A 2,446-nucleotide genomic window follows, 5' to 3' on the forward strand; every position below is an offset into this window, starting at 1 on the left:
ATTTATGATATAGCTTGGAGATTTGATGATGTAATGGAGGTGCTAAAAATCACAAGAGATAAAGGTATGATTATCGTAGGAGGAGACGTATATCGCTTAAGCGGTAATAAGCCCATCATCACATACGACTACTGGGGCACTAAAGCGGAAGATGACAATGCATTCGAAGTGGCGATCGAATATATCACTAAGTATCGCGCTAGAAACGGAGATGATTTTATATATTATCCAGCCATTGGCCCCGGGCAGGTGTCCAAATGAAAATTTTAATTGGATTGCGCAAATAAAATATCGGCAACCGATTAAATTTTAAAAGGAAAAACAATATGAAATTTAGAATTTTAGAATCGAGGCTTTATGAAAAGTATAAGGATATGGCTATAGAGGCTTGAGGGCGAATGCGGCATTGATGGCTAAAATAGATATATTATTAAATTTGATAAATTTTACCAAAGATATAAGCGCGATAAAAAGCGACTTAGCAAAGATAGGCTTTGATAGCGAATCGGAGCTTGTAACGATAACTCAAAATACCATCGCAAATATCTTAAATAGGGTCATCGATAAAGAAATTTCATATGACCTCCTTGAGGAATGGGCAAATTTAATCGAGTGCCGCGAGGACATAGGATATGAGGATGAAATTTTGCAGGAAATCATATTTGAGCTGGCAAACCCTTGCCTTTATGGGGAGATAGACGAGAGGAAGATTTGTATGATTTTAGATGAAATTAAATACGGGCGGAGCGATTCAAATGATATTAGAGAAAAATATTGATATTGCGGGCGAGAGGGCAATTTTATTGATGGCGCTAGGTTCATTGCAGGCATTGGAGCACCAGGCGATTACCATAGATGAAAGCCAAAGAATTTTGTTTTCGCCCTATATTTCAACGCATTTGGAAAACAATAAAGTTAGCAAGCGTGTCATAGATATAATAACTGAATGTTGCGAACTAGAGGATATTTTCGAGATAATTCCTACAAAATATATACAAACCTTACGAATATTGCAAAATAGAATAATAAAAATTTTAAAGCGATACGATGAAGAATATGGAAAAAGATGGGTAATTATAGATGAGAAATAGCCTCTATAGCTCCGTTTTGGCGAACAAGTAAATGAAATTTGACTCAAGATAAGTTGAAAACTTTCAAAGGAATTTTTGGCTTATCTTGAACCTTTAAAATTTTAACGTCAAGATAGAAACTATGTGTAAATTTAAGTCCTTTCAATACTTGATAATGCTATTGGCAAGATCGGCGGTACAATATAAATCATAGATTTTAGATGAGACGGCAAATTTTATGATTTAAGGAATTTGATGTATCTGCCTTATACTCGATGATTTTATTAATTTTAGACTATTAGTTAAGAGCAGCTTTATAAATAAAATTCTCAAATTTGAAATACAAATGTATATTTTTGTATTTTTAAATATAAGGCAAGAGTAAAATTTAAAGTCACGATGCTGCGATAGAAATTTAATGATGATTTGGTTGCAGAGGGTGGATTTGAACCACCGACCTTCGGGTTATGAGCCCGACGAGCTACCACTGCTCTACTCTGCGATACAAAAGCGCGAATAAATTTGAAATAAAATTCGCAAAATGGATGGGGTAGGAGGATTCGAACCTCCGAATGATTGGACCAAAACCAATTGCCTTGCCGCTTGGCTATACCCCATTAAAAAAGACTTGAATTATACAAAAACCGTAACCAAAAGTCAAGATTAATCTCAAGATCTATTAGTGGATTAATGAAACTTAGCAAGAGACGCGATGAATAAATTACATTATACAAATAAAAAAGGCTCTAGCTAGAGCTAGAGCCAAAAATTAGTAAAACTAGTTATTCCTAGTATACTACGCCCATACCACCAAATTTAAATTTACCACCATTTTGAGAGATATTAGCTTTAATTTGGGATAGACCAGGTAGACCCCAAACATTACCACATAAACCTTTATCTCCCACAGTAGCTTTAATTGTACCATTGACATTATCAATATCACCAGCAGCCTCACCAACTGTTAAGCATACCTCCTTCTTAACTTTTACAGGATTAGCCACATTGGACATCTTGTTAATTTTATCAGAGAAATTACCCTGTGAAGTGTAGTAAGAACCTAGATCAGTTATAAGTGTTTGAATATTTGTAGCTGCCTTAGAAACCTCAGCATCATCACGAGTAGCTGCAAGTCTTGGAATAGCAACAGCTGCCAAAATACCTAAAATAACGATAACGAAGATCAACTCGATCATAGTAAAACCTTTTTTCATGGTTTACTCCTTAAATAAAATTCATCCCGCATACCTATATGCGAAACTTGGCGGAATTATAGAGAAAAATTTAAAAATTGTCAATAGTTTTTAGCAAATTTTTTACAATTTATTTACAAAATCCGATTTTGCGGGCATTTCAAAATCAAAATTTTAGGCCCA

At 34.6% G+C, this 2,446-nt stretch carries 4 protein-coding genes and 2 tRNA genes; 3 read left to right on the plus strand and 3 right to left on the minus strand.

The genetic code is table 11. The annotated features are described in order from the left end of the window. The 3 genes from imm40 to Q0605_RS03145 form a co-directional block, all read left to right on the plus strand. The coding region (gene imm40, locus Q0605_RS03135; RefSeq protein WP_298704169.1) for an Imm40 family immunity protein at window positions 1-261 on the plus strand (261 nt) is incomplete at its 5' end. A 148-nt stretch (window positions 262-409) separates the two neighbouring features. Next, window positions 410-778, plus strand: coding sequence for a hypothetical protein (locus Q0605_RS03140; RefSeq protein ID WP_298704171.1), 369 nt, complete (start codon window positions 410-412; stop codon window positions 776-778). Beyond that, the gene (locus tag Q0605_RS03145; protein ID WP_298704173.1) at window positions 756-1,091 is read left to right on the plus strand and encodes a DUF3969 family protein; all 336 of its coding nucleotides are present in this window, start codon (window positions 756-758) and stop codon (window positions 1,089-1,091) included. Before Q0605_RS03140 ends, Q0605_RS03145 begins: the two co-directional genes overlap by 23 nt. A gap of 406 nt (window positions 1,092-1,497) precedes the next feature. Here the strand turns inward: Q0605_RS03145 and Q0605_RS03150 are convergent. The 3 genes from Q0605_RS03150 to Q0605_RS03160 form a co-directional block, all read right to left on the minus strand. Next, window positions 1,498-1,572 (minus strand) — tRNA-Met (locus tag Q0605_RS03150). A gap of 40 nt (window positions 1,573-1,612) precedes the next feature. Then, a tRNA-Gln gene (locus tag Q0605_RS03155) sits at window positions 1,613-1,687 on the minus strand. 171 nt (window positions 1,688-1,858) lie between these two features. Next, window positions 1,859-2,284 carry a prepilin-type N-terminal cleavage/methylation domain-containing protein gene (locus tag Q0605_RS03160; protein ID WP_298704175.1) on the minus strand — a complete coding sequence of 142 codons (426 nt, stop codon included), beginning with the start codon at window positions 2,282-2,284 and terminating at the stop codon, window positions 1,859-1,861. Window positions 2,285-2,446 lie beyond the last annotated feature (162 nt).

The organism is uncultured Campylobacter sp. (assembly GCF_938017705.1).
GTDB lineage: Bacteria > Campylobacterota > Campylobacteria > Campylobacterales > Campylobacteraceae > Campylobacter_B.